Raw genomic sequence first — 23,205 nt, 5'->3', positions numbered from 1 at the left:
TACTGGCCGGGCGAAAGCTGCGGAAGGTACAAAAAAGCCTGCCGCCGATGGCGACAGGCTTTCTGATTTAGGCGTCGATTATGGAATGGTGATGACCTGGCCGGCGTAGGCCAGACCGCCGCCGAAGGCGAACAACAGGGCCTTGGACCCCGAAGGCAGCGGCTCGTCCGAAGCCATCAGCTTGGACAGCGCCAGCGGCACCGAAGCGGCCGAGGTGTTGCCGGAGTAGACGATGTCGGTGGCTACGCGGGCATTCGGCGCACCGATCTTCTCGGCCAGCGGCTCGATGATCCGCAAGTTGGCCTGGTGCAGGATGATGCCGTCGATTTCCTCGGGCTGCAGTCCGGCGCGCTCGATGATCTGCGAGGCGATCTTCGGCAGCTGGGTCACGGTCCAGCGGTAGACGCTCTGGCCGTTCTGCGCGAACTTCATGTCGTTCTCGGCTTCGATGCGCACGGCATCCGACAGCGAAGGCACCGAACCCCATACCGCAGGGGAAATCGCATTCTCCTCGGAAGCTGTCACGACAAACGCGCCGGCGCCGTCGGCGGTCAGCACGCAGGTGGTGCGGTCGGTGAAGTCGGTGTAATCGGTCAGCATTTCCGCGCCGATGACCAGGACGTTGGTCGCGGTGCCTGCGGCGATGGCACCCTGGGCCAGGCCCACAGCGTGCGTGAAGCCCGAGCAGGCAGCATTGATGTCCATCGTGGCTGGACCCTGGTTCATCTCAAGGGCGTTGGCGACGCGGGCGGCCATGTTCGGCGAACGGTCGGTCGCGGTGCACGTCGCCAGCACGATCATGTCGATGTCCTGGGCGGTGATGCCCTCGGCATTATCCAGCGCCATTTTGGCGGCCTTGACGGCCATGGAATCGACGGTCTCGACTCCGGTGCCCCAACGGCGTTCCTCGATGCCTACGCGGCGCACAATCCATTCGTCGCTGGTCTCCACGAGCTTTTCCAGCTCGGTGTTTGGCACGATGCGCTCTGGCTGGAAGTGGCCAAAAGCGACGACTTTGCTGCCGGTCATGGATGTTGCTCCTTGGTGGATTAAATGCTGCCTCCATTAAGGTTAGTCGTTTTGCACGCTACTTGCCGTTCACATGCTCAAGATGGCATATATTTTGGGAAAATTCGCGGGAAATCGGCGCTTCTCGTTCGTTATACGAGAATCCAAGCATTCCGGGCCTCTTCATATGTCGTCGACGTGGAGTTCACCCGGATGTCAGTGGCGGCCGCTGCAATGGAGGGAAAGCAGTACGGAGGGAGGGGAGAAAAATGGATCAACTGACAATTGTGCACCTGAGCGACACCCATCTCACCGGGAATGCCCGGCTGCTGTACGGGACAATCGATCCGTGGCGCCGGCTGGCCCGGGCACTGGGCGCCGCGGAGCAGCTGAAACCCGACGCGCTGGTGCTGACCGGGGACGTGGCGGACCGCGGGGCCGCGATCCACTCGGATGCGGCCAGGATCCTCGCCGAGGCGCAGTACCTGCTGGGCTGTCCGATCATCACGATTCCCGGGAACCACGATCCCGCCGGATCGATCGGCCCGCTGTTCAACACCATGAGGTTGTCCACCGGACCGCATCCAGCCAATACCGTGCACGACATCGACGGGCTGCGCATCATCGGACTGGACAGCGGCGGTTTCCAGCTGGCCCAGGGCCGGATCGACGCCTCCCAGCAGGCTTGGCTCGACCGGCTGCTGTCCGTCGCCGCACCCAAGGGAACGGTCCTGCTGCTCCACCATCCGCCGCTGGAATCCTTCTCCGCCGCCCTGGCCGGGCGCGGGCTGGAGAATCCCGAAGCATTGGCCGCGCTGGTAGCTCGAAGCGATGTGCGCGCGATCCTGTGCGGGCACTACCACCAGAGTGGAGCCAGCCAGCTGCTGAACACCCCGGTGTTCATGGCGCCGGCCACCTCGTACAACATGAACCCCTTCGCCCCGACGGAGGTCGTCCAGGAGGACTGCGCTTGGTTCTCGGTGCTGCGCATCAGCGCCCAATGCGTGGTGTCGGTGCCTGCGTCCACCGAGCAGATGCTCCCGTCGCAGGAACGAACCGAAACCTATCTCGCCCTGCGGGGCCGCTGAACCTACGACAAACCGCGTTGCCCCGAAAGCGCCCACGAAGGAAGAACAATGACTGCAACAACGATCGTCTTGATTCGCCATGGCCAAACCGAATGGAACCGCTCCGAGCGGCTGCATGGCCGCAGCGACCTGCCGTTGAATGCCACCGGCATCGCCCAGGCCCACTCGCTGGCGGCCGAATTGTCCTGCGATGGTCCGTGGGATGCCGTCTACTCCTCGCCGTTGTTCCGGGCCTGCCAAAGCGCGCAGATCCTAGCCGATGCGCTGGGGATCGCCAAGGTCCAGGAGAACCCGGAACTGATGGAACGCGACTTCGGCGAGTCCGAGGGGCGTCTGGTGAAGGGCCTGGATGACGAACAGCGCCGCCTGCTCATGGAGGTGGGTGAAACCGAGGACCACCTGGTGCAGCGCGGGGTGAACGCCCTGTTCAAGATTGCAGTGCAGCATCCGCAGCAGCGGGTGCTGGTGGTCAGCCATGCGGCCTGGATCGGCTCGGTGCTGACAGCGCTGAGCGGTGAAGCGCATGCGCCGCTGGCCAATGCGCAGATGATCGAGCTCGATCCTGCGCTGTTGGTCAACTTTGTCGCGCGAGAGCCGTTGTGGCACTAGCTGCCGGACTCAACGGGTTCGGGTTCTCAAACTCAGTTCGGATCGTTCTTTGCCGGTCTGCATGAATGCTCTGCAGGCTTTGCTATCGTGCTGGCTGGCTTTGTTCCAAGAGTTCCACCAAGCGTTCGGTGTCCCCGTCGGTCCACTGGCCAGAGGGAAGGATCTGCGCCCATGCCCGGACCGGCACCTGCCCGAATTCGTGTCCCTGGCCATCGGGTATCCCGGAGGCCACCTGGTCCAGCAATAGCTGGAGACCGGTCACCACGGGAATCCAAACCATTGCCGATGGAATATTCCCCGGCCGCTGGCCGGCACGCAGCCAGTCCGGCTTGGAAATGAAGACATCGACATCTCCCCAGCTGATGGGGTCGTTGGAATGCTGGAGATAGCCGATCCGGCTCTCGCCCCACGTGCCAGAACCCGGCCAGTGGACCCCGTCGGCGGAGAACCTGACAATGTCCCCGTTTTCGTAGACAGGGAGGACCGCGGGGCTGCCCGGATCGCGTTCATCGGTGAAGCGCTGCCAGAGCCGGTTGCCGGCGGCTGGGCCGACAAAGAGCGCACCATCGGTGCGCGTCGCGAAATCCTGAGCGCCGCTGAAGGCAGCCTCCGCACCGAAGGAACCCAGCGATTCCCCGCTGACCACCAGTTTTGGGCGTTCCTTGGCCGGCAGCTGCACCCAGTGCCGATACACGGCGTCGAACAGCAGGCGTCCGGCGTCTTGTGCCCGTGAGGAGTCCATGAGGAATGACATCCAGCTGGGAAGGTAGGAATACTGCATGCTGACCGTCGCCGTATCGCCGCCCCACATGTACTCCAGCGCCTGGATCTGGTTCTCGTTCACCCAGCCGCGTCCCGTGCCGGTGGCCACGTTGAGCACCGCGCGGTTGAATGCGCCGGTGCGCCGCAGCTCCTCAACCGCCAGCGCGGCCTGGGCCGGGAGCTCCGTGTTGCCGTCCTTTCCGGCCCCGGCATAGACACGGATGGGCTGTTTGGCATCCTTGCCGGAGAACGCCGCCACCGACGAGCTGTTGGGGGTGTTGGAAATGAATAGGCGCCCTTGGCGTCCCAAATCGGCCCAGCTGACCGAAGACCCGGGCCCCGCAGACAGTTCGGGATTATGGGGCGGTTGCAAATCGGTGAGGAATTCGTCATTGATCGACAGGAACAGGTTGTCCAACGATCCGGCGACGCGCTGCACCACTGCCCGGTTGCCGACCATCGCCAACCCCAGCACCATGGCCGCCACGACGATGACCGCCGCGACGCGCCGTGGCAATACCTTGTCCACGATTTCAATGAGTGCCAGGGAAATCTTGCGAATGAATCGGCAGATGACCAGCAGCAGCGCCAGGAGAACCACACCCACCAGCACGACGTACACCAGCGACCACGCAGATTGGTGCGGCATTGCCAACTGCTCTCGCTGGTCGTTCTGCCAGAGTTGGTAGAACACCAGCCCGGCGGCCGACAGCACCACGCCGAGCACTGCGGCGGCCTTCCCTGCGGTACGCGGGGCAGGATTCGCTTGCGGCGCTTCGGAATGAATCTCCGGCGACGAGGCATCCTGCTGCCTAGCGGCCCGGGGTTCCTGCGACGCGCTCTTCGAAGAGACCAAGAGCCACCGGATCAGCGCTCCTGCCGCATATCCCAGCAGCGCGGCCAGGGCGCAGAGCACTCCCTGGAATACCGCGGTGCGCGGCAGCATGGACGGGGTCAGCGAAAGCAGCGCCAGTGCCAGCGCGCCCAACGCAGGGATCCAGTGCATGCGCCAGGGTTTGAGAACCGGCAGCCGCTCGGCCATGTGGTGCCTCCGTAGGTCCGGGCCGGCCTGCGGTGTTGCCGTCCAGCTCCTGGAATTGAAGTCTAGGGGGCTTCGGCGTATTTCGTGCGAGTATGACTTGTGATGCACGAAAGCCGGCGGACGGGTCTCATTTCCCGCCGCCGGCATTCGTTGATTTTTAGGGGCTACAGCGAGCGCAGCAGCACCGCGGTGCCCTGGCCGCCGCCGCCGCAGATGCCCACGGCACCCAGCGAACCGGCCGGCAATTCCTGCAGCTGGCGTGCCAGGGTTCCCACGATGCGGGCGCCGGAGGCGCCGATCGGGTGGCCCAGGGCAATCGCGCCGCCGTGCGGGTTCACGATCTGAGGATCGATGCCTAGCGCCGCGGTGGACTGCACCGCCACGGCAGCGAAGGCCTCATTGATTTCCACCACCTTCAGGTCCTCGGCCTTGGCACCGGCGCGCTGCAGCGCGGCGAGGATGGCATTGGACGGCTGCTCGTGCAGGGTGCGGTCAGGTCCGGCGACGAACGCGTGCGAGACGATCTCCGCCATCGGGGTCAGGCCCAGGCGCTCGACTGCGGCGTCGCTGGCCAGCACCACGGCCGCGGCGCCGTCGGTGATCTGCGAGGAGTTCCCGGCGGTGATGGTGCCATCCTTGGCGAAGGCCGGGCGCAGCCCGCCCAGGGACTCGATGGTGGTGGACTCGCGCACGCCGTCGTCCTCGGAATACACGGTGTCGCCCTTGCGGGTGGAGATGGTGAACGGGGCGATCTCCCCGGCCAGGAACTCACGGGAGGCGGCGGCACGTTGGTGCGATGCCGCGGCCACGGCGTCCTGGGACTCACGGGTCATGGACAGCTTGGCGTTGTGCTCCTCGGTGGAGGCGCCCATGGAGCGCTGCTCGGCGGCATCGGTCAGGCCGTCGTACTCCAGGGTGTCGATCATCTCGATCGCACCGTACTTGGCGCCGGCGCGGGCGCGCTGCACGTGCGGTGCAAGGGACATGGATTCCTGGCCGATGGCCAGCACCACGTCGACCTCGCCGCTGGCGATCAGGCGCTCGCCGGCCACCACGGCCTCGGCTCCGGAGAGGCACACCGCGTTGACGGCGATGGCCGGGACGTTCAGCGGGACGCCTGCGCCGACGGCCGACTGGCGGGCCGGGTTCTGGCCGGCGCCGCCCTGCAGCACCTGGCCGGCGACCACGCGCTGGATTTCCGAGGGATCAATGCCAGCGCGCTCCATCGCTGCCTTGGCGGCGTGGGCTCCCAACGCGGTTCCCGGCACGGAAGCCAAGGCCCCGTTGAATTTCATGAACGGGGTGCGGGCGTAGCCTACGATCTTGACGGTCATTCTTACTGGTCCTCCTGGATGTCCACGGCGAAGGGCGCCGCGGTGATTTCTTGAATGCTTGCTGGGGTCTCACCCGGGGCGCAGGCCCTCAGGATAAGTGCCCCGTCTTCGATATCGAAGACGGCGCGGTCGGTGATGATGCGGTTGACGACGCCGACGCCGGTCAGCGGCAGGTCGCACTTTTGAACGATCTTGCTGGTGCCGTCCTTGGCCACGTGGTCGGTGAGCACCAGGACGCGCGGGGTGCCCGCGACCAGGTCCATGGCGCCGCCCATGCCCTTGACGAGCTTGCCCGGGATGGTCCAGTTGGCCAGGTCGCCGTTGGCGGCGACCTGCAGGGCGCCGAGGATCGCGGTGGCCACATGGCCGCCGCGGATCATGCCGAAGCTGGTGGCCGAGTCGAAGAAGCTGCCTCCGGGCAGGATCGTCACGGTCTGCTTGCCGGCATTGATCAGGTCGGCGTCCTCGTCTCCCTCGTAGGGGAAGGGGCCCATGCCCAGCAGGCCGTTCTCGCTTTGCAGCTTGACCGAGACGCCCTCGGGCAGGTGGTTGGCCACCAGGGTCGGGATGCCGATGCCCAGGTTCACGTACTGGCCGTCGGTCAGCTCGCTGGCGGCGATGGCCGCCATTTCATCGCGGGTCCACATGCCTAGCCCTCCTGCCTGCTGCGCACGGTGCGCTGTTCGATGTCCTTGGTTTCATCCGCCTGGACAAGCGTCTGCACGAAAATGCCCGGGGTTTCCACCAGCGACGGGTCGAGGAAGTCTTCCCGGATGTGCTCGGCTTCGGCGAAGGTATGGCGGCCTGACATGGCTGCCAGGGGATTGAAGTTCTTCGAGGTCATGCGGTAGCGCAGGTTGCCTTCGGCATCTGCCTCATAGGCCTTGACCAGGGCGATGTCGGCGAAGATGCCGCGTTCCAGGATGGCCGGCTTGCCGTTGAACTCCATGACTTCCTTGCCCTCGGCGACCGGCGTGCCGACGCCGGTGGGGGTGAAGAAGGCCGGGATGCCAACCCCTCCGGCGCGCAGGCGCTCTGCCAGCGTGCCCTGGGGGCAGAACTCGACATCGAGATCCCCGTTGAGGAACTGCTGGGCGAAGAGCTTGTTCTCACCGACATAGGAGGCCAGCACCTTGGAGACCTGCTTGTTTTCCAGCAGCAGCCCAAGGCCCTTGCCGTCGACTCCCATGTTGTTGGAGACGATGGTCAGGTTCGTCGCGCCCGAGTCCCGCAGCGCCTTGATGAGTCGGGTGGGGTTCCCACTCAGGCCAAAGCCTCCCACGGCGATGGTCATGCCGTCCTTGACGACTTCGGCCAGCGCGGCCGCCGCGTCGTCGCGATACTTCGTTGTCATCGTTTCCTCCATGCCGTCCACGATGTGGAGTGCAGTTCTGATTACCTTCAAACCTACGTAGTCGCAGGTAGGCATTCAATAGGTAGCGAGCCATTGGATCACTATTGCTCAGATGATGGGGAATCGTGGACAGTGCGTCCATATTATGGACGATTGTTGCGGGAGATTAAACAACGTCGAATTCGTTGCCCTCCGGATCCTGCATGGCGATCGCATAGTGTCCCATGGCCGGCTCGTTGTGGATAGCGAGGATGAGCGCTCCGCGCGCCGTCAGACGCTCGGCGGCGGCGCCCACACGCGCGACGCGGGTTGCCATGGGGACGCCTTGTCCGCCGCCGACCTTCAGGTCGAAATGCCAGCGGTTCTTCAGGGTCTTGGGCTCGGGAACCTGCTGGAACCAAATGCGCGGTCCGCGGCCGTCGGGGTCGATGATCGACTCGGGCAGGTCGCCGGCGCCCGGAGGCAATTCTTCCTCGGGCACTCCCATGTCCTGCCAATAGGCGCGCCAGCTGGCGTGGCCGGCCGGAGGGGGCTCGGGGACGTAACCCAGCGCTTCGCCCCAGAAATCCACCATGAGCTGCGGGTTTGCGCAGTCGATGGTCAACTGGATGGTCATGTTCGTTGTCATATCCATGCCAGCAGTATGGCAGAGACGCAAGGCGAGGCCGCCGGCCCCGGGCAAATACCCATGAGGCGTTCACCGGCGGGGCGAGCACTGCGCGTGTGGGGGAGGGGGTCCTGAGCGCTTCAGCAACAAGAAGGAGCTTTCCGCCCATCAGGTCGAGGAGGGCGCGTTGCTGTCCCGTCTCATTTAGCGCGACCGAGGCAGCGGTGCAGTGCCCTGCCCTGGCCGGTTCCCAGCTGTCACAAGTTCCGGCGGTGAACGCCAATCGTCCATAATGTGGGCATGAGTACTTCTCCCGCCGGAGCGCAGGTTGTCGGACGCCTGGCAGCTGTATTGCGCACCGTGAGCACCTCCATGCCGCAGGGCATCACGACCACGGAGGCCGCGCGGCAGGCGGGATTGCCGCGGCCCACCGTGCACCGGCTGCTGACAGCATTGGTGGCGGAAGGCTTCTGCGACCACGACAACGCTACGGGCCACTGGCTGCTGGGCCCGGAGCTCTATTTGATGGGAGCGGTCGCCGCCGAACGATACGACATCAGCGAGCTGGCCCGGGTGCATGTCGCGGCGCTGGCGGAGGCGACCGGCGAGAGCGCGTTCCTCTCTGCCCGGCGCGGAGACGAGACCGTCTGCCTGCTGCGCCAGGACGGGGCATTTCCCATCCGCTCGTTCGTCCTCTACGAAGGGCGGCGCTTCCCCCTGGGTGTGGCCTCGGCCGGCATCGCAATCCTCGCGTTCCTCCCCGAAGACAGCGTGGAGAAGTACTTGCAAACCCACGACCTGGTGCCAGAATACGGCCAGGCCCATTCGGCGCCGGCCCTGCGCGAGAAAGTCGCCGAAACCAGGATGCTGGGATATTCGGTGAATCCCGGGCTGATCGTCGAGGGGAGCTGGGGGATGGGCGCTGCAGTTTTCGATGCGACCGGCCAGCCGGCCTGGGCGTTGAGCCTGACCGGGATCCAGAGCCGATTCGAGGAGGCCCGCCGCAAGGAGCTGGGTCAGATGCTGCTGCACCATGCCCACGAACTGTCGACGCAGCTGCGCCGCAGCCCCGGAGCGATCACCAGGTAACAGGGCAATCAGCTTCGCCGGATTCGGCCGGCTTCCAGTCGGGTCCGGCGAATCGGTTCACGGGTGATGGCGAATCAGAGCACCTCGCGGCGAGCCAGGCGGGTGAAGGTCTTCGCCAGCATCAGGACCAGCAGGATCACGCCTACATAGCCGTTGACCACGTAGACGACGTTGACCATCTGAGAAAACGGAATCAGCAGGCCGATGACTGTGCCCAGCGCGGCGAGGCCGATGGTCAGGTACTTGAAGCCAGGAGTCTTGTCGGGGAAGAATCGCGAAGACACCGTCCACAGCAGCGGCACAGCTGTGGTGTAGATGCCCGCAATAATGATCACTGAAATGCCGGAGGCGACCCACGGGCCGATGTCATTGGCCAAAACGAGCATCGGGATCTCGGCTCCCACTAAGCGTTCGATGTTGGCCAGCAGGCCCAGCGCAATGATGACGCATGCGACGGAGAATGCAGCGGCGCCCAATGCTCCACCGGAGGCTGCTTCCTTCTTGCTGCGCGCGGTCTTGCCCAGCGCGGTAAGGAAGGCAGCGAGCCAGAGCATGCAGAAACCGACGTAGGACAACCCAGCCATGAACCAGTTGCTTGACGCGCGGGTCAGCTCCAATGAATCTGCAACGGCGTTGCCCTCCGCGATGCCACCGGGATTGTTAATGATGCCGATGATGCCCAATGCGATGGCGATGACCACGATCAGTGGACCGATCTTGCCGATGACATCAACCAGGCTCTTGAGACCGAACCAGACACTGATTCCTACCGCCAGTGCTAGGGTGAGGCCGCCAATGTACTTGGAAATCCCGAAGTGTTCCTCGAAGACCGCGCCGGCACCAGCCACCATGACGGTAAAGCTCAGGAAGACGAAGAGAATCGAGAAATAGTCGAAGAAAGCGCCCAGATAGCGGCCGCAATAGTAGTGGAAGATGTGCGATGGCTTGTCGAATTTCTTGGCATTGCCGACGACGAAGAACTCGACAGCAACATACGTCATCAGTACCAGTACCAGGGAACCTGTGCCGAACACGCCCCAAAAACCGTAAGAGCTGAAATACTGGATGATTTCCTGACCCGTCGCGAAGCCCGAGCCGATCAGAAAAGCGAGGATGGCTCCCGAATAGGTCAGGACTCGCAGGACACTTGTCTTTTCTCCGGTAGCCAAGTGGGCTCTGGTGGTGGTCTTGTCCGTCATCTTGCCGCGGCTCCCTTACATATCAGTTTAATTTATCTGACAAATGGTTAATGCACGATTGATATATCAGTAGTACGGATCACATTAGATGCGCCGGTGTGATCTAGTCAACAAGTTGACCGTAGATTTCTGATCACACAGGAAAATGTACTTTCGGTACGGGGCGGTGGGCGTAGTCTGACGGACTGAATTTTAGGCTGGGGGCGTGGCTCCAGCACCAGGGCGCCCGGGAAGCCCGAACAAGAATGCCGCCCTTCAGCGCCTTGGCCAATGCACGAGGAGCCGTCTTGCGCTTTCCTGGGGTAGTCTGTGCTCCGGACGTGTTCGCAGCGAAGACGTCGACTCGAGCTCTGGAAGGTATTCGTGGGCAATATTCCGGCAGGCATCAACACGCCTGAGATCCTGGTTGACGTTGCAAAGCTGGAGCGAAATATTGCCCGGGTCGCCCAGCGGGTGGCCAGCCAAGGGCTGAAGCTGCGCCCCCACGCCAAGACCCACAAGATGCTGGAAGTCGCCGACCGCCAGCTCACCGCGGGGGCAGCGGGCCTGACGGTGGCCACGGTCGGCGAAGCCCTGAACTTCGCCCTGCACGGGGTGCCGAAGATCTTCATCGCCTACCCGCTGTGGGTCAACGAGTCCCAGGCTGAGCGCATCCTTGAGCTGATGAAGCGGGCCAAGCTGAGCATCGGCACCGACTCGGTCCAAGCCGTGCAGCAGATGGCGAAAATGCTCGGGGAGAAGGCCTGCAAGGTCAAGCTCATGATCGAGATCGACAGCGGACACCACCGCAGCGGCGTGGCCCCGGCTCAGGCCGTGGAGATCGCGGATGCCGCCCGCGACGCCGGTCTGCGCGTGCACGGCGTGTTCACCTTCCCGGGCCACAGCTACGCCCCGAACGCCATGGACGAAGCGGTCAACCAGGAGCACAAGGCGCTCGCCGAGGCGGCCTGCCTGCTGCGCAAGGCCGGGCACCAGGTCAAGCGGATCAGCGGCGGCTCCACACCCACCGCGGAACTGAGCGACAACTCGGTGCTCACCGAGGTCCGTCCCGGGGTCTATGTCTTCGGCGACGCACAGCAATTCGAGCTGGGGCGCGTCGGATGGGACGATATCGCGCTGAGCGTGGCAACCACCGTCATCAGCCGCCACGAGGGTTCCGCCGAAATTCCGCGGCGCATCGTGGTGGATGCCGGCAGCAAGGTGCTCGGCTCGGACCGTCCGGCCTGGGCCAGCGGCTTCGGCCGGGTCGTGGAATGCCCGGAGGCTGCGATCACCGCGCTATCCGAGCACCATGCAACCATCGCGTGGCCCGAGGAGCTCCCGCTGCCCGGGTACGGCGAGCAGCTGCGCGTCATTCCGAACCACGTCTGCGTGGCGGTGAACCTGGTGGACTCCGTGCTGGCGATCCACCCGGACGGCACGCTCGAACGCTGGGACGTCAACGCCCGCGGACTGAACTACTAGCTCAGCCCGTCGGCTCCAGCTCGTCGGCGGCGTGCGGGTCCCACAGCTGCGCCTTGGACAGCGCCTGCGGCAGTTCGTGGCCGCAGGCCTCGTCGAGCAGGTCCGGGTCGCCGACCACCACCAGCAGGCTGCGGGCGCGGGAGAAGCCGACGTAGAGCATCTCCGCGGCGCGGCCCATGTCCTTGAAGCCGTTCACGCACAGGATCACCACGCTGCGCTCCAGGCCCTTGAAGCCGAGCACGTGCCCGTAGAACTCGCCGTCGCGGCGGTGGAACTCGGGCCAGTACTCGCTGTCCACGGTGCCGTCTTCGAAATGCCCCTGGTGGACGGGGTGGCGTTTGTTCGTGGTCAGCAGCGCGATCTGGTTGTTCGCCCAGCCCTCGTCAAGCAGCGCGTCCACGCAGTCCGAGGCGGTGTCGATGCTGTCCTCGGTGCTGCTTGCCACGAAGCGCACCGGGATCCCGTCGCCGCCGCGCAGCTTGCTGGCCTGGTCGATGAATCCCTTGAAGGTCTGCGCGATGCTGCGCGTGTTGCGCAGGTTGTCGTCGACATGGATGGGAACCAGCGCGGCGGCCGGGCCGAAGCTCTCGCCCACTGCCTCGCCGTCCCAGCGGCGGTAGACATCCTGCCGGCTGTCCATGAAGGCGTAGACCCGGCCGCCGGTGGGATCCACCGTGCAGGAAAGCAGTGCCTCCCACCAGTCCGGGGCGAAGTCCTGGGCTTCGTCCACGATCACCGCATCCAGCTTCAGCCCGGCGTCCAGCCCCGGGCCGATCTCGCGCAGCATCGCGGGCATGGCCACGTCGAAGTATTCCTGTCCGCTGCCGTCGGGCACCCCCAGGCTGCGCGCGTATTCGTGGAATTCGCCGGTGTGCACCGGCTTGTTCTGCCGCCAAGTGCCGACCTCGGATTTCAGGTAGTGGCCCAGGCCCTTGTTGTAGCAGAACAGGCCAACCCGCAGCCCCTGCTTGGACAGCTCGCGCGCCTTGGCCAGGGCCATCCAGGTCTTGCCGCTGCCGGCGCCGCCGATGAAGCGCACCCGCGGCAGCGAGCGGGTGGCCGAGAGCAGGATCTGCTGGCGGGCGGTCAGGGTCTCCTGGACCTGCTCGTTGCCCAGCGCCTGGGCGTAGTCGACCTCGGCCTGGTCCCCGCCCAGCGGGCCGGTGGAGGAGGTCAGGTGCTTGACCATGCGTTCGGCGAAGTCCAGGGTCAGCCCGGCCAGGCCTCCGCCCTGGTTCTCGATGGCGCTGCGCACGTGCTGGGCGATCTGCGGCATCTGGCCGCGGTCGATGATCAGCTCGCGGGGGAATCCCACCGAGGTGTAGTCAGCAGGCCACGGGGTGTAGGGCAGGACCACGATGTGCGCCATGCGGCTGGTGACGCGGGTTCCCATCAGCGGGTAGAGCACGTCCTTCAAGGCGTGGGCGGAGCTTTGCACCTGCGCCATGGGGCTCTGCTTGAGCCGGTGTTTTCCCTTGGCATCCGACTGGTACCAGCAGCCCTCCGAGCTGGAGACCAGGCCGCCCTTGACCTCGATGGCGGCGATGCCCACCTCGGGCCAGAGCACCAGCAGGTCGATCTCGTGCTCGGCGCTGCCATCGCGCAGCTGCACCGAGTGGAAGAGCAGGGCATCCTCGGGCAGCGCGTCGCGCAGCGCCTCGAACACCGCCTTCTCGGCTCCGCCCTTGTCCGTGAACTGCGGATCCTGCGGATAACACCGTGCCATTGATTCCCCCGTGTGATGTTCTGTGGCGCGAAGACGGCCGTCCTACGGGAAGTTTAGGCAGATCAGTGGAGATTTGTCATTCAGATGTCGCCGCTGCGGGTTCCGGGTCCGCCGCGGGCTTCGGCAGCGGCAGCAGCGTGATGGCCACCCAGCCGATCCCGACCCCGACGAACACCGCCAGGATCGGCGCGCCGGTGACGAAGAGGATGATGATCAGGAACGCCGCGACCGGCTTGCCCAGGCCGGCGACCACAGCGGCCGCCATGCCTGTCCCCGTGGCCCGCAGCAACGCTATGAAGCTAGGCGAGGTCGATGACGGTTGGGTGGTTCCGGCCAACGCAAGCGATGGGCTGCATTCCTCGGACAAGGCGCTGCTGATGGCCATTGATCGCGACGGTGTGGTGCTGGCGGCTGTCCGGGCTATGGCAAGCCAAACGATTCATTCACCATCGAGTCGGCGTGGCCCCGGACGGCGAGACCACCTGCAAAGACGCCTCCGCGAACCTGCCGGCCTACCCGTACGCCTTGGAAGCGATGACCAAACTTATCGAAGAGCAGAGCATGAAGCGCGAGGAAATCGCCGTCACCACCGCGCCGATGGGAACCGAATTCGCGGTGATCTCAGGCAACTGCAGCGGCGGCCGAATAGATAGGGCCGAAGACCAAGACCAACACCGCCACCCCCGGGGCGCTTTACCCGCGCTGATCTCCGACCCGGGTGCCCGCAAGGGAAGCAATCTGTTCTACACCAGCTGGTACGTGTCGAGTGGGAACCCGATGGGGACGTTCTCGATCCTGCGCACCGATAACCTCTCGAACTACGGAAACCGGCCGGTCCCTGAAATAGATGGCATCGTCAACAAGCCGCTGGGCGCAATGGATTCCTGGAGCGTTCCATTAGGGCAGTAGAAGCGCAGAAAACCACCTACGCGCACATTCCCTGGCTGCCGTGGTAGTCGTCGCCAAGCAGCATCGGGCACCGATAGGAAATGGATTAGCAACAGCCTCCGGATCCGCACGAATCCGGCAGGCTGCTGCTTTCGATGCGAGTCGGATTGCGGGTCACTGCCAGTAGCGGACGGTGATAGAGGGCCCGACTTCGCGTTGAACGTCTTTGGCCAGTCGATGGCCGGTCTGTGTCCACCGCCGAACGTCGAATCCCATGCGCCAGCCGTGATCCCAATGCATGTGCTCCTGGAATTGGGTATTCCACTGCGAAAGCCGGGCGCAGAGGGTGTCGGACAGGCCGTAGTCCTCCGGGACCTGCATGCCGCATTCCCACAGCGGCCATTCGGCACCGTAATCGCAAAAGATCCGGAGGAGCCTTTGGTCCTCGCAGGGTATTTGGTTACTCATCTCCAAAGCCTACGCTGGCCGACCGTGATTAGGAGTGACAGAATGCTACTGGTCAGGGGGATGCTGAGGCAAGATGCTTGGCGCTCTCGAGGATAACCCTTGCGCCGGCCACGCCCTGACCGAAAAGCAGCGCGAGGCCATCGGCTGGGATATGCTGCACAAGCTACCCGAGTTGACCGTCCTGGAAATGGCCAAGAAGAAGCCGCTGCCGTTCCCTCCGGAACCGGCGGCTTGGCTAGGGGTTAAGATGATGGCTTCGGCCATGGCGCGCGCTGATCGCCGCGAAGGCAAGCGGGGACTGTTCCTGCGAACCATGGATGCTATTGGAATGGGATTTGATTCATGAGCGAAAACACCACCGTCTTCGAGATCGGGGCGAACACCCGCAGCGTCGACGCACTGTCCGTTGAACTGGCCCACGAGCCGGTGCCTGCGGAGCAGTCACTGGCCGGGGACCCGACCACCGCCGCCGAATCGCTGGGCGAGATCTTCGGCGCCGAGTTCGGCCTGTGGGAGATGAGCGCCGGCACGATGAGCGATGTCGAGGCCGAGGAATTGTTCATTGTGCTGTCGGGCACCGCGACCGTCACGATCCATCCGGTCAATGGCTTCGAGGAGCAGACCGTGAACCTGGTTCCGGGCAGCATCTGCCACCTGCGCGAGGGCATGAACACCACTTGGGTGCTTGAGGCACCGCTGCGCAAGATGTACCTGGCGAAGTAACCTCCGCCAGACCCGCAGCAGGCGGTGAAATGAACAAAAATTTTGTTCATTTCACCGCCTGCTGCTTTTTCGGCATTCCCAAACGCGGCCGACGGATCTAGCCTGAAATCCCTGCCGGCGTTGAGGAGCGGGAAAATGTCAGTGAACAAGGAAACGGTCGAAAAATACATCGACGGATTCAACAAGAACGACCATAATCAGATCCTGGCCTGTCTGACCGAGGACATCGTCTGGACCGTCTTCGGGCATTTCCGCCGCACCGGCAAACAAGCCGATGACGCCGCCATAGAGAACGAGGACTTCACCGGATATCCGGTGCTGCGCATCGTGCGCATGGTCGAGGAGGACGACACAGCCATGGCGGAGATTCACGGTGAAACCCACCGAGCCACCGGAGAACAGTTGCGCATGGCCATGGGAGAGGTCTTCGTCATGCGCGATGGGCTGATCTGCGAGCGCCGTGCGTTCGTGATCAACATTGAGGAGAACGACTACAAATGGCTCTTGAAATGCTGTGCAGGAGTAGGACGCGCACTTCATTCGCTGCGGACTACTGCGGACAATGAGATGCCCGGGCCGTCGGAGGAGACAACAGCCCGGTCATACTCATGAGGTGCTCTAGGCGTTAGCCGCCACCACCTGCGGCCACCATGAAGGCTGGGTCCACAAATCAAGCTCGGCTTCCAGTGCGAGGCCCCGGGTGAAGACCATGACTCATTGTAGGTGCGTCCCCCGATCTGCACGCCGGTGGACACTTCTTCGGGCATGACACCGGAATTGCGCAGGGCGTTTGCCGCCGCACGGGTATCCGCCCAGATTGATGGTCGGCTCGACCTCGACGGTGCGCTGCACCACGGCATCCAGCAGTTCAACTGGGGACAGTTCCTTGATGCGGAACGGCTCGGCGGCCATGGTTACGGTCAGATGGTGCAGTCGCATTCGCGGGGAAAAGCGGAGAATCAAGTCCTTCTTGCCTGAGGCTAGGCTCCCATCGACTTCCAGGACAGCGATATTTTCAATCCTGTTGAATTGTTGCTGAAACATGCCGGGAGTGGGGCGACCAAAAAGTGCCCCACCACGGCAGTTGGGGGTCTGCGATGGTGGGGCACATGCGGGGAGGATCAGGCGCGGGGCTTGCGCTCCCGACGTTCCTGGAGCAGCGCCTGGCGCAGCTCGGTATCGGCAGCGACGTCCGCTGCCGTGCCGGCCAGCGCCACCGCGGCGTCAAGCACCGCCTGGTCGGCGCCGGCCGAGCAGGTCTCCGCGGCGAACGCGGCGGTGTGCGGCATGCCGACTGCGTCCAGCACGGCAATCACCGGGTGGATCGCCGGCAGGTACTGGGACACGTTGCCCATGTCGGTGGAGCCTCCGCCGGCGCTGCCTGCCGGAAGCTGCAGCAAGTTCCTGCCCGTGGCGCGCAGTGAGTTGTTCCAGCGGGAAAGGATGCGCTCGTCCTGCAGCACCGGAAGGTAGGCGGGGCAGGACTGCTCCCAGTCCATCTCGCAGCCGCTGGCCAGAGCCGCGCCGCGGCAGGCGCGCAGCACCTTGTCCTTGACCTCCTGCTGCAGCGCGGCGTCGTGGGCGCGGACCTCGATCTCTAGGCTGGCCTGCGCCTGGATCACGTTGGTGACCGCCCGGGTGGACAGTACCACTGCGTTGATGCGGATGCCGTCGGGCAGCTGCTGGCGCAGCAGGCCGATGGCCACCTGGGCGATGGTCGCGGCATTGGAAGCGTTAACCCCGTGCGAGGGGGCGGCCGCTGCATGGGAGGCGGCGCCGGTGAAGTGCACCTTGAAGCGGTCGCAGCCCTGCGAGGAGGTGCCGGTGCAGTCGATGTCCATGCCCGGGGTCGGGTGCACCATGATGGCGAAGTCCACGTCGTCGAAGGCCCCGGCGCGCAGCATCAGTTCCTTGCCGCCGCCGTCTTCCTCGGCCGGGGTGCCCAGCAGCACCACACGTAGGTCCAGCTCCTCGGCCACCTGCGCCAGCGCCAGCGCGGCTCCGACGGCGCCGGAGGCGATGATGTTGTGCCCGCAGGCGTGCCCGATCCCCGGCAGCGCATCGTATTCAGCGCAGATGCCCACCGTCAGCGAACCGCTGCCGAATTCCGCGCGCAGGCTGGTCTCCAGATCGTATCCACCGAGCTGGATGCTGAATCCTGCTTGTTCCAGCGGGGCAGCCACGCGGGCCACCGAGCGGTGCTCGGTGAACGCGGTTTCCGGGTCGGCGTGCAGGGCCGCGGCCAGGCCCAGCAGGGTTTGGCTGTGTGCTGCCACGGCCTGCTGCAGGCGCTGGGCGGTGGGTGAAGTGGTGGCCAGTTCCATGAGTTACTCTCCTTCGGCCGGTGCGGCCGCTACGGGGGTCGAATGCGCCGGGGCACCAGAGGGCGTGGGGGTGTCGCGGAAGCGCAGGACCAGCAGGGCCACTCCCAGGGACAGCACGGCGCAGATGATCCAGACGGCCACGTAGGTGCTGTCGGCCGACACCGTGCTCGAGGTGCCGTCCACCGTGACGGTCACCAGTGCCGAGGACATCACCAGAGCGAACACGGCGCCGGAGACCGAGCCGGAGGCGGTGCGGGTGGTGTTGTACAGCGCGGAGGCGATGGCCACCGAATCAGCCGGGGACTTGCGCACCACGATGGCCGGCAGCAGGCCGAGGATCAGGCCGTTGCCGAAGGCGCCGATGGCCATGGACACCATGAAGGCCGTGGCGTTGTCCGCCATGAGGATCATGCCGCCGAAGGACACCGCGGAGAGCACCGAGCCGGCGATGATCGCGGCACGCGCACCGATCTTCGAGCCGATGCGGTCGGCCTGGGTGGTGCCGATGAACGTCATCAGCGCCAGCACCAGGAACAGCAGGCCGATGGCCGAGCTGCCCAGCCCCAGGCCGAAACCGTAGGTGTTCGGGTCGGTCATGATGAACAGCGACCCGGCGGTCTGCGAACCGAACATCTGGGCGCCGAAGAACGCCGCGGCGACAATCGGCAGGCCGATGCCGGTGCCGGTGAGCACCTTCAGGTCGATCAGCGGGTAGGCCACGCGGCCTTCCACGCGCACCCAGAGCACCAGCAAGACCAGGCCGCCGATAATGGTGCCCCACGTGGCGGCCGAATCCCAGCCCCGGATCGCGGCGTTGGAGATGCCCAACAGGGCGGACAGCAGGCCCGCGGTCAGCAGCACGGCGCCGGCCCAGTCGATCGTTCCGGCCGTGCGGGTGCTGGACTCGGGAACCAGCCAGGCCACCACGGGAATGCACAACACCAGGAACAGCGCCGGTGCCAGCAGCACCAGGGTTAAGTCGTCAAAAGCGGACAGCAGCACGCCGGAGAACATGGCGCCCAGCGCGCCGCCCAGGGTCAAAGCGCCCACGAGCTTGCCGATGCTGCGTCCGGCCGACTCCTCGTCCCGGCTGCGCACGATCGCGAATTCCAGCGGGAGGAAGGCGCCCAGCGGGGCCTGCAGCGCGCGGCCAACCAGCAGCCAGGTGAAGCTCGGAGCAAAAGCCACCAGCAGCGAACCGGCCGCGACCAGGCAGACCGTGATCAGCAGCATCTTCTTGTGCCCGTACAGGTCCCCGAGCTTGCCGATGATGGGCACGAACGCAACGGTCATCAGCAGGTAGATGACCATGACCCAGTTCAGGGCCGCGGCTTCCGCGCCGAAATCCGAGCCGATACGGGAGAGCAGGGGAGGGAACCAGCCTTGCAGCAGGCCGGAACCGAATTCCATGACGACCAGGAATCCGACGGCGCCGCCGGCCACCTTCCTGGTGGTGCGAGTTGTTGATGACATCTGATGATCCGATACTTCAATGAAGGCAGCGAGTTGTTCGAGCCGAGATAAAGCTATAAATACCTGCCAAGTTTCTACGCACTATGCTTGAAAGTAGACGATTTAGGAGTCATTTTGCAGGAATATTCGGTTGATGCTCTCGATCTGCGGATTATTAACGCCCTGCAAATCCGCCCGCGCGCCCCGTGGACCCAGCTGGCCCCGATTCTCGGCGCGGACGCGGCGACGCTGAACCGGCGCTGGCAGCAGCTGTCCGAGCACGGCATCGCATGGATCACGACCTTCGACTGGAATGCCTGGAAAGCGGCAGCGCTGGTGGAGATCAACTGCCACTCCGGAGCCAACACGCAGGTCGCGCTCGCGCTGGCCGAATCCCCGGAGGCCATCGCGGTCGACCTGACCGCCGGAGGCCGCGACATCGTGGCAACCGTCGCGGCGAGTGACTCGCACGCACTGGGAAAGTACCTTCTCGACGAGCTGCCCAAGGTGCCATCCGTGGCCTCGGTGCGCAGCCATCCCATCGCCCGCACCCTCATCGACGGGCGTTCCTGGCGGGTGCGCGCGCTGGACGCCCACGAAAGCGCGCGCGTCGCGGGCCTGCCGCTACCTGCCACCAGCCGTTCCGCGACCCGCAACCCGGAGCTCGAACGGGCAATGCTGGCCCTGCTGAATCGGGACGGCCGAGCCAGCGCAACCAGGATTGCTTCCGAACTGGATCAGAACCCGCGGCATATCCGTGAGCTGCTGGCATTGATGCAGCGCAGCGGAGCGCTCATCCAGCGCACGGATCTGGCCCGGTCGCGCTCGGGATGGCCGGTCAGCGCCTGGCACTTCCTGCGTGTCCCGGCCACCAAGCTGGAAGGAATTGCCGGCAGACTGGAAAACCTGCCGGAGGTCCGGCTGGTCTCCCACACCGTGGGCCCGCACGATCTGATCATGGACGTGTGGCTTAGGGACCTCAGCGAGGTGCAGCGGCTTGAACAGGCCCTGGAGATCCGGCTGGCCGGGTTGCTCATCAGCGACCGTTCGGTGGTGCTGCGTACGGTCAAGCAGATGGGCCAGATTCTCGACGATCAGGGCCGCTCGATGGGACGCACTCGCCTTTAGCGCGGGAGGCCGAGCAGCTGCAGATGGCTTAGGGCGCCGTGCGCAGCACCCGCAACAGGCAGCGTTCTGCAGGATTCAAGTGATGGCGGGTCTTCAGCTGCCGGTACGAGCGACGCAGCCGATCCAGCCGCTCGGGTTCCTCGCACAAGAGCAGGACCCTTGGATCGATGTAGGATTCCCGGGCGATCGTCGGGGTATTGCCGAGCTTCGCGGCGGCCGTTTCCACCGCGTGCTTGGCCAGCTGTTCCGGGCGCTGCGGGGCGGTGCCCGGGACTTCCAGCATCGCCTGCAATGCGCAGGTCGTGCCGCCCCATGTCCTGAAGTCCTTGGCCGTAAAAGGCCCGCCCATGGCCTGGCGCAGGTAGCTGTTCACCCGATCGGCATCCATGCGGTGCGCATGGTGGTTCTCATCGAGAAATCGGAAGAGTTCGTGGCCTGGCATGTCTTTCAGCTCCTCGAGGATGCGCATCAGCTTGGGATTGCTCACACGAATGGACTGGGGCTGCCCCGATTTTCCGGTGAACTCCAACTTCAACGATGCACGGGCAGGTTTGACGTGCTTGCGGCGCAGGGTCGTGGCACCGAAGGAGACACCCGCACCGGACCGGGCTGGCGTACCGACCCGCAGCAGATGCTCGTCAATGAGCGCGATGACCGCCGCCGCGACCTTTTGCTCGTTGGCCGAACGCCGACGGAGGTCTTTGCGCACCTGGGCGCGCAGCTGCGGCAGGGCGGTACCGAACTCCAGCATCCGGGCGAATTTCGCTTCGTCTTGGCGAGCCCTGAACACCGGGTTGTAGATCGACTGGGTGCGTCCTGCCGCATCCACGCCGACAGCCTGCACTTTGGCTCGCGGACTGCGTGCAATCCGCACCTGGTTCCACGCCGGAGGAATGGCCAGTCCCTTGATGCGGGACAGTTCCTGCTCGTCCGTAATCCTCTGCGAGTCCTGCTCGTAGTAGAAGCCGCGGCCTGCACCCTTGCGGATGATCGGGAGCCGATCCTTGCGTGCCATGCGCCCCGTCCTCAATGTTGTTCCTGCGCGTGGCAATACCCTAAGAAAATCATGGACGCCGGAGGTACCCGGCTCGGCGAATTCCAAGGCGGGATCGAGGACCGCGTCCGCCGCCGAAGTTTTCGGTGGATGCCGGACAGGGCATGATTAAAGCATGGAGAATTCATCCGCACCCGCCTGGACCGCCAACTACCAGCCCGGCGTCCCCGCCGAAATCACCCTGCCCACCGAATCGCTGAGCCACATGTTCGAGCGCTCGGTCATCGAAGCCGGTTCCAGTCCGGCGACCGAATTCTTCGGCCGCCGGATGAGCTACAGGCAGCTCGGCGAGCAGGTCCAGCGTGCCGCCGAAGGGCTACGCAAACTCGGCGTGCGCGCCGGTGACCGCGTGGCGCTGATCCTGCCCAACTGCCCGCAGCACGTCATCGCGTTCTATGCGGTGCTCCGCCTGGGCGCCGTGGTGGTCGAGCACAACCCGCTGTACACCTCCCGCGAACTGCGCCACCAGTTCGAGGACCACCAGGCGCGCGTGGTCATCGCCTGGGACAAGGTGGTCGAGCACGTCCAGGAATTCCCGAAGGACATCCAGATCGACGCGATCGTCGCGGTGAACCTGCTGGAGGCCTTCCCCGCCGTCAAGCGCCTGGCGCTGAGCCTCCCGGTGAAGAAGCTGCGCGACACCAGGAACTCGCTGACCACCCGCACCCGCGGCACCCTCGCCTTCAAGGAGCTGCTCAAGGCCTCGCCGCTGGATTCGGCGCATCCGTACCCGCAGGTTCAGGATCTCGCGGTCATTCAGTACACCTCGGGCACCACCGGGCGTCCCAAGGGCGCCATGCTTACCCACTTCAACCTGTACTCCAACGCCCTGCAGGGCGAAGCCTGGATGCACGGGGCGCAGGAGCGCAAGGAAATCCTCTATGCGATCCTGCCGATGTTCCATGCCTTCGGCATGACCCTGTACCTGACCTTCGGAGTGAAGAAGCAGGGCCTGCTGGTGCTTTTCCCGAAGTTCGACCCGGACATGATCCTGGACGCGTGGAAGAAGTCCCCGGCCAGCGTGTACTGCGCGGTGCCGCCGATCTACGAGCGCACCGCTCTGGCCGCCAAGGAGCGCGGCATGTCCTTGGCCAGCGCCAAATACTGCATCTCCGGCGCCATGAACCTCCCGGACCACGTGGTGGAGCTGTGGGAATCCATGTCCGGCGGCCTGCTAGTCGAGGGCTATGGGATGACCGAGTCCTCGCCGGTCGCCATGGGCAATCCGTTCCACCCAAGCCGCCATACCGGCACCATCGGGGTGCCGTTCCCTTCCACCTTGATGAAGGTTGTCGACGTGGACGACCCGAGCCGTGAAGTGGCTCAGGGCGAGCCCGGCGAGCTGCTGATCAAGGGGCCGCAGGTCTTCCGGGGCTACTGGAACAATCCGGAGGAAACCGCGAAAACCCTGACCGCGGACGGCTGGCTGCACACCGGCGACGTGGTCGCCGTGGACGAGGCGGGCTTCGCCACAATGGTGGACCGCGCCAAGGAACTGATCATCACCGGCGGTTTCAACGTGTCGCCGACCGAGGTTGAAATCGCGCTGCGCCAGCATGCGGACGTCGCCGACGCCGCCGCCTTCGGAAAGCCGCTGGCCCGCGGTGGCGAGATGGTGGTTGCCGCCGTCCAGCTGGAAGAGGGCGCGGCCCTGGACGAGGAAGCGCTGCGCGAACACTGCCGCGAGCTGCTGGCCGCCTACAAGGTGCCCAAGCGCATCCTCGCCATCGACGAGATGCCGCGCTCGATGCTGGGCAAGATCCTGCGCAAGCAGGTCAAGGAGGGCCTGGTCGATTCCATCTGATGCAGGCCCATCGAGGGGATAGCCAGGAGCAGCAACCCTGCGGCCCTGCTGCGCTATCTCTCCAGCAACCGCAAGCTGGTTT

Annotated in this window: 24 protein-coding genes; 11 read left to right on the top strand and 13 right to left on the bottom strand. The window is 64.9% G+C overall.

From position 1 onward, the window contains the following. Positions 1 to 78: 78 nt before the first annotated feature. Positions 79 to 1,029 (bottom strand): beta-ketoacyl-ACP synthase III, encoded by a 951-nt coding sequence (locus tag JQN66_RS14630; RefSeq protein WP_047120146.1) that lies wholly within the window; start codon positions 1,027 to 1,029, stop codon positions 79 to 81. Between the two features lie 248 nt (positions 1,030 to 1,277). Between JQN66_RS14630 and JQN66_RS14625 the strand changes: the two genes are divergently transcribed. Both JQN66_RS14625 and JQN66_RS14620 read left to right on the top strand, forming a co-directional pair. Further along, positions 1,278 to 2,096 carry a metallophosphoesterase family protein gene (locus tag JQN66_RS14625; protein ID WP_204675677.1) on the top strand — a complete coding sequence of 273 codons (819 nt, stop codon included), beginning with the start codon at positions 1,278 to 1,280 and terminating at the stop codon, positions 2,094 to 2,096. A gap of 48 nt (positions 2,097 to 2,144) precedes the next feature. Continuing rightward, entirely contained in the window at positions 2,145 to 2,705 is a 561-nt protein-coding gene (locus tag JQN66_RS14620; protein ID WP_204675676.1) for a histidine phosphatase family protein, read from the top strand. Between the two features lie 82 nt (positions 2,706 to 2,787). On the opposite strand, the gene JQN66_RS14615 is transcribed toward JQN66_RS14620, so the two are convergent. The 5 genes from JQN66_RS14615 to JQN66_RS14595 all read right to left on the bottom strand — a co-directional run bounded on the left by JQN66_RS14615 (position 2,788) and on the right by JQN66_RS14595 (position 7,813). After that, entirely contained in the window at positions 2,788 to 4,509 is a 1,722-nt protein-coding gene (locus JQN66_RS14615) for an alpha/beta-hydrolase family protein (protein WP_204675675.1), read from the bottom strand. A 164-nt stretch (positions 4,510 to 4,673) separates the two neighbouring features. Beyond that, complete coding sequence (locus JQN66_RS14610; RefSeq protein ID WP_204675674.1) at positions 4,674 to 5,843, bottom strand: acetyl-CoA C-acyltransferase; 1,170 nt, start codon at positions 5,841 to 5,843, stop codon at positions 4,674 to 4,676. A 2-nt stretch (positions 5,844 to 5,845) separates the two neighbouring features. Beyond that, positions 5,846 to 6,490: a CoA transferase subunit B gene (locus JQN66_RS14605; protein WP_204675673.1), complete on the bottom strand. Its 645-nt coding sequence runs from the start codon at positions 6,488 to 6,490 to the stop codon at positions 5,846 to 5,848. A gap of 2 nt (positions 6,491 to 6,492) precedes the next feature. Further along, on the bottom strand, positions 6,493 to 7,197 hold the full coding sequence (locus tag JQN66_RS14600) for a CoA transferase subunit A (RefSeq protein ID WP_188947241.1): 705 nt from the start codon (positions 7,195 to 7,197) through the stop codon (positions 6,493 to 6,495). Positions 7,198 to 7,363: 166 nt separating this feature from the next. Then, positions 7,364 to 7,813 carry a VOC family protein gene (locus JQN66_RS14595; protein WP_204675672.1) on the bottom strand — a complete coding sequence of 150 codons (450 nt, stop codon included), beginning with the start codon at positions 7,811 to 7,813 and terminating at the stop codon, positions 7,364 to 7,366. A 291-nt stretch (positions 7,814 to 8,104) separates the two neighbouring features. On the opposite strand from JQN66_RS14595, the gene JQN66_RS14590 reads away from it, so the two are divergent. Further along, a complete protein-coding gene (locus tag JQN66_RS14590) occupies positions 8,105 to 8,893 on the top strand; it encodes an IclR family transcriptional regulator (RefSeq protein ID WP_204675671.1) in 789 nt (262 codons plus the stop codon). Positions 8,894 to 8,967: 74 nt separating this feature from the next. On the opposite strand, the gene JQN66_RS14585 is transcribed toward JQN66_RS14590, so the two are convergent. Next, positions 8,968 to 10,092: a YkvI family membrane protein gene (locus JQN66_RS14585; RefSeq protein ID WP_204675670.1), complete on the bottom strand. Its 1,125-nt coding sequence runs from the start codon at positions 10,090 to 10,092 to the stop codon at positions 8,968 to 8,970. Positions 10,093 to 10,455: 363 nt separating this feature from the next. Here JQN66_RS14585 and JQN66_RS14580 point away from each other — a divergent pair, with 363 nt between their 5' ends. Continuing rightward, complete coding sequence (locus JQN66_RS14580; RefSeq protein ID WP_204675669.1) at positions 10,456 to 11,556, top strand: alanine racemase; 1,101 nt, start codon at positions 10,456 to 10,458, stop codon at positions 11,554 to 11,556. Position 11,557: 1 nt separating this feature from the next. On the opposite strand, the gene JQN66_RS14575 is transcribed toward JQN66_RS14580, so the two are convergent. After that, the gene (locus tag JQN66_RS14575) at positions 11,558 to 13,282 is read right to left on the bottom strand and encodes a nuclease-related domain-containing DEAD/DEAH box helicase (protein WP_204675668.1); all 1,725 of its coding nucleotides are present in this window, start codon (positions 13,280 to 13,282) and stop codon (positions 11,558 to 11,560) included. Between the two features lie 76 nt (positions 13,283 to 13,358). Continuing rightward, positions 13,359 to 13,667 carry a hypothetical protein gene (locus JQN66_RS14570; RefSeq protein ID WP_204675667.1) on the bottom strand — a complete coding sequence of 103 codons (309 nt, stop codon included), beginning with the start codon at positions 13,665 to 13,667 and terminating at the stop codon, positions 13,359 to 13,361. On the opposite strand from JQN66_RS14570, the gene JQN66_RS14565 reads away from it, so the two are divergent. Further along, positions 13,667 to 14,191 carry a hypothetical protein gene (locus JQN66_RS14565; protein WP_204675666.1) on the top strand — a complete coding sequence of 175 codons (525 nt, stop codon included), beginning with the start codon at positions 13,667 to 13,669 and terminating at the stop codon, positions 14,189 to 14,191. The genes JQN66_RS14570 and JQN66_RS14565 overlap by 1 nt on opposite strands. Positions 14,192 to 14,344: 153 nt before the next feature. Here the strand turns inward: JQN66_RS14565 and JQN66_RS14560 are convergent, their stop codons facing one another. Beyond that, on the bottom strand, positions 14,345 to 14,638 hold the full coding sequence (locus tag JQN66_RS14560) for a hypothetical protein (RefSeq protein WP_161447228.1): 294 nt from the start codon (positions 14,636 to 14,638) through the stop codon (positions 14,345 to 14,347). Between the two features lie 73 nt (positions 14,639 to 14,711). Here JQN66_RS14560 and JQN66_RS14555 point away from each other — a divergent pair, with 73 nt between their 5' ends. From JQN66_RS14555 to JQN66_RS14540, 4 genes are all read left to right on the top strand, one after another. Further along, entirely contained in the window at positions 14,712 to 14,984 is a 273-nt protein-coding gene (locus tag JQN66_RS14555; RefSeq protein ID WP_204675665.1) for a hypothetical protein, read from the top strand. Beyond that, positions 14,981 to 15,361, top strand: a complete 381-nt coding sequence (locus JQN66_RS14550) for a cupin domain-containing protein (RefSeq protein WP_204675664.1) — start codon at positions 14,981 to 14,983, stop codon at positions 15,359 to 15,361. The genes JQN66_RS14555 and JQN66_RS14550 overlap by 4 nt, the downstream gene beginning before the upstream one ends. 141 nt (positions 15,362 to 15,502) lie before the next feature. Continuing rightward, positions 15,503 to 15,973, top strand: coding sequence for a nuclear transport factor 2 family protein (locus JQN66_RS14545; protein WP_204675663.1), 471 nt, complete (start codon positions 15,503 to 15,505; stop codon positions 15,971 to 15,973). A gap of 153 nt (positions 15,974 to 16,126) precedes the next feature. Beyond that, positions 16,127 to 16,339, top strand: a complete 213-nt coding sequence (locus JQN66_RS14540; RefSeq protein WP_204675662.1) for a hypothetical protein — start codon at positions 16,127 to 16,129, stop codon at positions 16,337 to 16,339. A gap of 143 nt (positions 16,340 to 16,482) precedes the next feature. Here JQN66_RS14540 and JQN66_RS14535 read toward each other — a convergent pair whose 3' ends face one another. Both JQN66_RS14535 and JQN66_RS14530 read right to left on the bottom strand, forming a co-directional pair. Continuing rightward, positions 16,483 to 17,685, bottom strand: coding sequence for an amidohydrolase (locus JQN66_RS14535; protein ID WP_204675661.1), 1,203 nt, complete (start codon positions 17,683 to 17,685; stop codon positions 16,483 to 16,485). Positions 17,686 to 17,688: 3 nt separating this feature from the next. After that, positions 17,689 to 19,158, bottom strand: coding sequence for an MFS transporter (locus JQN66_RS14530; protein WP_204675660.1), 1,470 nt, complete (start codon positions 19,156 to 19,158; stop codon positions 17,689 to 17,691). A 114-nt stretch (positions 19,159 to 19,272) separates the two neighbouring features. On the opposite strand from JQN66_RS14530, the gene JQN66_RS14525 reads away from it, so the two are divergent. Further along, a complete protein-coding gene (locus JQN66_RS14525; protein WP_204675659.1) occupies positions 19,273 to 20,265 on the top strand; it encodes an Lrp/AsnC family transcriptional regulator in 993 nt (330 codons plus the stop codon). Between the two features lie 28 nt (positions 20,266 to 20,293). Here the strand turns inward: JQN66_RS14525 and JQN66_RS14520 are convergent, their stop codons facing one another. Continuing rightward, positions 20,294 to 21,280 (bottom strand): DNA topoisomerase IB, encoded by a 987-nt coding sequence (locus JQN66_RS14520; protein ID WP_204675658.1) that lies wholly within the window; start codon positions 21,278 to 21,280, stop codon positions 20,294 to 20,296. Between the two features lie 154 nt (positions 21,281 to 21,434). On the opposite strand from JQN66_RS14520, the gene JQN66_RS14515 reads away from it, so the two are divergent. Beyond that, complete coding sequence (locus JQN66_RS14515) at positions 21,435 to 23,123, top strand: long-chain-fatty-acid--CoA ligase (protein ID WP_204675657.1); 1,689 nt, start codon at positions 21,435 to 21,437, stop codon at positions 23,121 to 23,123. The last annotated feature ends 82 nt before the right edge of the window (positions 23,124 to 23,205 follow it).

Source organism: Glutamicibacter protophormiae (assembly GCF_016894325.1).
Taxonomy (GTDB): domain Bacteria; phylum Actinomycetota; class Actinomycetes; order Actinomycetales; family Micrococcaceae; genus Glutamicibacter; species Glutamicibacter protophormiae.
Note: the sequence above shows the minus strand (reverse complement) of the source record. Positions and strands in the feature narration are given on the sequence as shown.

What these genes read in the sequence shown, in the direction of transcription:
- JQN66_RS14630 (WP_047120146.1), bottom strand. Translation starts at nt 1,029, where the DNA reads ATGACCGGCAGCAAAGTCGTCGCTTTTGGCCACTTCCAGCCAGAGCGC.
- JQN66_RS14625 (WP_204675677.1), top strand. Translation starts at nt 1,278, where the DNA reads ATGGATCAACTGACAATTGTGCACCTGAGCGACACCCATCTCACCGGG.
- JQN66_RS14620 (WP_204675676.1), top strand. Translation starts at nt 2,145, where the DNA reads ATGACTGCAACAACGATCGTCTTGATTCGCCATGGCCAAACCGAATGG.
- JQN66_RS14615 (WP_204675675.1), bottom strand. Translation starts at nt 4,509, where the DNA reads ATGGCCGAGCGGCTGCCGGTTCTCAAACCCTGGCGCATGCACTGGATC.
- JQN66_RS14610 (WP_204675674.1), bottom strand. Translation starts at nt 5,843, where the DNA reads ATGACCGTCAAGATCGTAGGCTACGCCCGCACCCCGTTCATGAAATTC.
- JQN66_RS14605 (WP_204675673.1), bottom strand. Translation starts at nt 6,490, where the DNA reads ATGTGGACCCGCGATGAAATGGCGGCCATCGCCGCCAGCGAGCTGACC.
- JQN66_RS14600 (WP_188947241.1), bottom strand. Translation starts at nt 7,197, where the DNA reads ATGACAACGAAGTATCGCGACGACGCGGCGGCCGCGCTGGCCGAAGTC.
- JQN66_RS14595 (WP_204675672.1), bottom strand. Translation starts at nt 7,813, where the DNA reads ATGACCATCCAGTTGACCATCGACTGCGCAAACCCGCAGCTCATGGTG.
- JQN66_RS14590 (WP_204675671.1), top strand. Translation starts at nt 8,105, where the DNA reads ATGAGTACTTCTCCCGCCGGAGCGCAGGTTGTCGGACGCCTGGCAGCT.
- JQN66_RS14585 (WP_204675670.1), bottom strand. Translation starts at nt 10,092, where the DNA reads ATGACGGACAAGACCACCACCAGAGCCCACTTGGCTACCGGAGAAAAG.
- JQN66_RS14575 (WP_204675668.1), bottom strand. Translation starts at nt 13,282, where the DNA reads ATGGCACGGTGTTATCCGCAGGATCCGCAGTTCACGGACAAGGGCGGA.
- JQN66_RS14570 (WP_204675667.1), bottom strand. Translation starts at nt 13,667, where the DNA reads ATGGCCATCAGCAGCGCCTTGTCCGAGGAATGCAGCCCATCGCTTGCG.
- JQN66_RS14560 (WP_161447228.1), bottom strand. Translation starts at nt 14,638, where the DNA reads ATGAGTAACCAAATACCCTGCGAGGACCAAAGGCTCCTCCGGATCTTT.
- JQN66_RS14555 (WP_204675665.1), top strand. Translation starts at nt 14,712, where the DNA reads ATGCTTGGCGCTCTCGAGGATAACCCTTGCGCCGGCCACGCCCTGACC.
- JQN66_RS14550 (WP_204675664.1), top strand. Translation starts at nt 14,981, where the DNA reads ATGAGCGAAAACACCACCGTCTTCGAGATCGGGGCGAACACCCGCAGC.
- JQN66_RS14540 (WP_204675662.1), top strand. Translation starts at nt 16,127, where the DNA reads ATGACACCGGAATTGCGCAGGGCGTTTGCCGCCGCACGGGTATCCGCC.
- JQN66_RS14535 (WP_204675661.1), bottom strand. Translation starts at nt 17,685, where the DNA reads ATGGAACTGGCCACCACTTCACCCACCGCCCAGCGCCTGCAGCAGGCC.
- JQN66_RS14530 (WP_204675660.1), bottom strand. Translation starts at nt 19,158, where the DNA reads ATGTCATCAACAACTCGCACCACCAGGAAGGTGGCCGGCGGCGCCGTC.
- JQN66_RS14520 (WP_204675658.1), bottom strand. Translation starts at nt 21,280, where the DNA reads ATGGCACGCAAGGATCGGCTCCCGATCATCCGCAAGGGTGCAGGCCGC.
- JQN66_RS14515 (WP_204675657.1), top strand. Translation starts at nt 21,435, where the DNA reads ATGGAGAATTCATCCGCACCCGCCTGGACCGCCAACTACCAGCCCGGC.